6 protein-coding genes are annotated in these 4,351 nt (G+C 33.1%); 5 read left to right on the forward strand and 1 reads right to left on the reverse strand.

Going from position 1 to position 4,351, the window contains the following annotated elements; all coding sequences use genetic code 11:
- Positions 1 to 83: 83 nt before the first annotated feature.
- Positions 84 to 980 (reverse strand): replication initiator protein A, encoded by an 897-nt coding sequence (locus HF964_RS09720; protein ID WP_168722849.1) that lies wholly within the window; start codon positions 978 to 980, stop codon positions 84 to 86.
- A 418-nt stretch (positions 981 to 1,398) separates the two neighbouring features.
- Between HF964_RS09720 and HF964_RS09725 the strand changes: the two genes are divergently transcribed.
- The 5 genes from HF964_RS09725 to HF964_RS09745 all read left to right on the forward strand — a co-directional run bounded on the left by HF964_RS09725 (position 1,399) and on the right by HF964_RS09745 (position 4,312).
- Positions 1,399 to 2,196, forward strand: coding sequence for a ParA family protein (locus tag HF964_RS09725; protein ID WP_168722850.1), 798 nt, complete (start codon positions 1,399 to 1,401; stop codon positions 2,194 to 2,196).
- Positions 2,189 to 2,545, forward strand: a complete 357-nt coding sequence (locus tag HF964_RS09730) for a hypothetical protein (protein WP_168722851.1) — start codon at positions 2,189 to 2,191, stop codon at positions 2,543 to 2,545. Before HF964_RS09725 ends, HF964_RS09730 begins: the two co-directional genes overlap by 8 nt.
- A 46-nt stretch (positions 2,546 to 2,591) precedes the next feature.
- Complete coding sequence (locus HF964_RS09735) at positions 2,592 to 2,801, forward strand: hypothetical protein (RefSeq protein ID WP_168722852.1); 210 nt, start codon at positions 2,592 to 2,594, stop codon at positions 2,799 to 2,801.
- Between the two features lie 763 nt (positions 2,802 to 3,564).
- A complete protein-coding gene (locus HF964_RS10050) occupies positions 3,565 to 3,906 on the forward strand; it encodes a hypothetical protein (protein ID WP_168722853.1) in 342 nt (113 codons plus the stop codon).
- Positions 3,872 to 4,312 (forward strand): hypothetical protein, encoded by a 441-nt coding sequence (locus HF964_RS09745; protein ID WP_168722854.1) that lies wholly within the window; start codon positions 3,872 to 3,874, stop codon positions 4,310 to 4,312. Before HF964_RS10050 ends, HF964_RS09745 begins: the two co-directional genes overlap by 35 nt.
- Positions 4,313 to 4,351 lie beyond the last annotated feature (39 nt).

Consider the following 4,351-nt stretch of genomic DNA (forward strand, 5'->3'; position numbering starts at 1 on the left):
TTTATCAGCTTTTGTATTTCACAAAGTGATGTAATCACTAAAATTATCAATCAAGTTGTGTACTACAAATAACGCCGCTAAAATCACAATAATCCATGTTGCATTTGTGTATTCAAACGGTTCTCAACCATGTTTCTGAATGAGTTGTAGACGTATGCTTCTAAATCTTTAATTTTACCAGCTTTAAATAAGCGATCGATTGATTCAATCACTACCGTTGTTTGTTCATCATTGTAGTCTAACCATAGTGCTTTCTTAACAGTTGTTTCAACACGTTTCTTAGCGTTAAGAATAGTGCTGATTAAATCATGAACACCCTCAAGTGAACCATTAACCATGCGTTGCATTGTATTGAGTGCCTTGTCTTCAAACCATAAGTTATTAACACCGTTATTGAATACTTCACTAGCCTTAACTGGTTTTTCAGGGTCTTCAACTGCTTGAGTTTCAGGAACCCTGATAGTATCAGTATTAGTATCAGTATTAGTATTTAGGTTAAATAGATTGCGTTTAATTTTTAAACGGCTAGAAGTATTTTCAGACTTTTCAGTTTCTTGGATTATTTTTGTATCAACGTTTGTTTGGCGTTTAACTTTTTTATCCTCTACTTCCTCAGTAGATACCATAACTTCTTCAGCAGGAAACATTACATAAATAAGATTAGGACGTTTACCACCTTGTGGATGTTGTTCAATTAATCCTAATGATTCTAGCTCCTTCTTAGCAGATACTACAGTAGCATTAGATTTGATATTTAAGTCTTCCATCAATTGCTCATTAGTGTAAATGATTACAGTGTTTCCCTTTTCATCAACAAAATTATTTTTTTCAGAGTAATCAACACGATCTAAAAGTAAAGTATAAACGTCACCAGCTACACGAGTTGCTTTATTGTACTTTTCATTTGTTCGGAAAAATTGAGGTGTACGATCGTACATGAAAGTTAATTGTGATGAAGCTGAAATAGTTGAATTAGTCATAGTTTCTACTTTCCTTATCTGATTTGTTTTGTTGACAAAACCAAAAAAGCAACGTACACTATTACGTAAATAGACGTACAAAAGTGTGTTTTTTGTACGTTACCGATTGGTAGACATTAAGTGTGAATTAATATCTTCCAGACTCTCAACAAGCGCCAACTTGTTGGGGGTCTTTTTTTGTCGTATTTATTAAGTTGATATTACTTTATCATATCATCAGATAAGTATGCAACAAAAATATTTTTTAAAATGCCTAAAAACCCTTATGTATCAACAAAAAATAATGACGTCATTGATAACGTTATACATAGCGCCTTTGATACTGTTAACGACAACGTCCTTGTTGACGTTGATAATACTGTTAATAATAACGTTATTAAGGTATAGTTAGAATCATAAACTACTGGAGGTAGACTAAATGGCTAAAGTTATAGCATTTTCAAATAACAAAGGTGGAGTTCTAAAAACTTCATTATCAGTTAATCTTGCTGGTGTATTATCAAAAGCAGGTAAGCATGTGTTAATTGTTGATTTAGACTCACAAGGTAATTCATACACCACATTTGGTAAAGACCCTGATGATATTGAGTGGACTATCTATGATTTACTAACTAACAATCCTAAGCTAAATAACCCACATGATGCAGTCCTCAATTTGGCGGAGAACCTTGATATCATTGTAGCCAATGACGACATGAGTTACTTTGAAATTGAAGTCTTATTAGCTAAAGATACTTATGATGATATTTTTGCCTTGTTTAAGGATTCTATTGAGTCATTTAAAGAGGAGTATGACTACATTATAGTAGATACACCGCCAGCTTTAGGATTGATTGCAGCTAATGTATTTATAGCTGTTGATGAGGTTGTTATTCCATTTCAGCCAGAACCTTATGCGTTCCGATCATTAGTTAAAACAGTTACAGCAGTCAATAACTTTAAAGATAAGAACCCAGATTTAAAAGTTAAGTCTGTGATACCAGTTAAATATCGTCATACGGTAATGCACCGCGCATTTATAGATAGTGCTAAAGCATTTGCTAAAACTCAACATATTAAATTCAGTGATATCGTAATTAAAGAGTCTATTAAGTATGCTGAGACAACTCTTAGAGAAAATGTCCCTGTAACATTACTCGAAGAAGTGCCTGAGACCTTGAAACCATATGCAGAAGTTTATCAAGAATTAGCAAAGGAGTTAGAATACATTGGCTAGAGACAAAAAAGGTTTTAACTTAGATAGTTTAAATAAGATTGTTAACATGGATATTAAGGATAACGTTAACAAGGACGTCACTAATGACATTAAAGATAACGTTAAAAAAGACAGTAAGAGTAACGCTAACGAAGGCGTTAACAATGAAGTTAATGTTGACGTTAATAAAAAATTAATTAATGAAATGATTGTAGATAAGGTGGATAAAGTTAGATTTTCAACTTATATAGAACCAGAAAATTGGGACAAATTAAAGGCTTATGGTGACCATCTAGGTAGAAAGTCAGGTGGAGCAACTAAGTTATTAAATATAGCTTTGGCAGAGTTTTTTGAAAATCATGATTTATAAATATGTATAGATATATATATATTGACTAAAAAAAGGGACGTAAATAATGAACCTCATATGTGACAATGATGAAGTCCTTTCAATTGCTGGGATACAGTATGTGATTGAATACAATAAGTCTTATTGGGCAGTAGAAACACGATTAATGAACCTTGAGGATACTGTTAAACGTACTGATGGCCATCAGAGAGATATAGCGCTAACCAAGATACGCAAAGTAATTGAGGAAACTCCAGGCCTACTATTGATTGAATAAATTGAAACATTAACTAGCGAATCCATTGAAACTATCTGGGCAACTGATTAATTAAATACACAACAAAAAAGCCCCCGGCCAATTAAGGTCAGGTTTTTTTGGGTTAGTTAGTTACGAAACACAACAAAACAAAAGGATGGTTTTTATTGTAATATAGTTAGAATGCAATTGCAATTTTTTAATTTAATAAGTAAACAAACAAAAAAGACCTAACCAATTAAGGCTAGGTCTTTTTATGACACATAAACTACATAAAATTCATATCAAGAAGAATACTTGTTTATATTTTAAATTATCTTACATATTTGGTCAAGGCTCCTGGACGCTAACCTTAATCAATGATAATATGCCCCCGATTCAAATTAGATTGAATTTGCTTAACAGTCGCTTGTCCTGCATAGCCATCAACAATAATGACATCAGGCTTATTTACGTACCCATTCATTGTAATTCCCGTTAAATCAACCTTACCGTCAAGGCCGCCTAATACATAGGTAACTCTCTTAAAGTTAGATAAGGTCGGTAAAATTTAATGACATGTTTCAAATATGTTAAGTTGGATTGCGGTTGTACATAAAATAGTCCAAAAAGGCCCGTGGCTTTTCGACGTTGAAATTATTATGATAGTTATACTAATAAATAAGTTTATCTGAAAATTTTTACACCTGAACCATATTTTACAAAACTAGAAAAAACATTTCATAATATTAGCATAACAATATAGTATAATCAGCTATATCATTAATAGATAAGGAGTATTTGAGTGATTAATAAAAAATATACAATTGGTTTGGATATTGGGACGAATTCAGTTGGATGGGCCGTGATTGATAATGAATTCAATCTTGCGTCTGGGAAGAAAAAAATTAACGATAATGGTATTATCAAGCGATCACGAACGAATCTTTGGGGAGTTCGTTTGTTCTCTGAAGCCGATACAGCGGCTGACCGTCGTCGTATTGCACGTCGTAAAGAGCGTCTGAACTATTTGCGTGGCTTATTTGAAAATGAAATTTTGAAATTTGATGATAATTTCTTTATTCGGATGGATGAAAGCTTTTTGAAGACAGATGATAAGGGAGCAAAAACATTCAACCGTTCATGATGAAAATGGCCATTTGCAATCACGAATGGTTGAATCTAATTCGCAAGTGTTGTACCCGTTTTTTAACGGTAATATGGGGGAAGGTGAAAGTTACAAGGATGATACTTCTTACTATGAAGCTTACCCCACGATTTATCATTTGCGTCAACGATTGATAGACAACCCAGCGCAAGCAGATTTGCGCCTAGTTTATTTGGCATTTCATCATATAATGAAATATCGTGGCCATTTCATTAATCAAGGTCAAAAATTTGAACTTGAGAATATTAATGTCGCGAAAAATTTGGCGGAGGCACTTCATGCATTTGACGATAGTAGTGCTCTTATGATGAGATTCCGGACTAGTTTTTCTAGTTTGGTAAAATATCATCATAGGAGCATTTTTATTTATGGTTACACGTTATGAAGAGGACTTTAAAAAATCCATCGTTGAGATGGTTAAAGC

Source organism: Periweissella fabalis, from assembly GCF_012396505.1.
In the GTDB taxonomy this organism is placed as follows: Bacteria; Bacillota; Bacilli; order Lactobacillales; family Lactobacillaceae; genus Periweissella; species Periweissella fabalis.

Bases quoted from the DNA above. Each gene is read 5' to 3' on its own strand.
- HF964_RS09720 (WP_168722849.1), bottom strand. From the start codon at position 980: ATGACTAATTCAACTATTTCAGCTTCATCACAATTAACTTTCATGTAC.
- HF964_RS09725 (WP_168722850.1), top strand. From the start codon at position 1,399: ATGGCTAAAGTTATAGCATTTTCAAATAACAAAGGTGGAGTTCTAAAA.
- HF964_RS09735 (WP_168722852.1), top strand. From the start codon at position 2,592: ATGAACCTCATATGTGACAATGATGAAGTCCTTTCAATTGCTGGGATA.
- HF964_RS09745 (WP_168722854.1), top strand. From the start codon at position 3,872: ATGATAAGGGAGCAAAAACATTCAACCGTTCATGATGAAAATGGCCAT.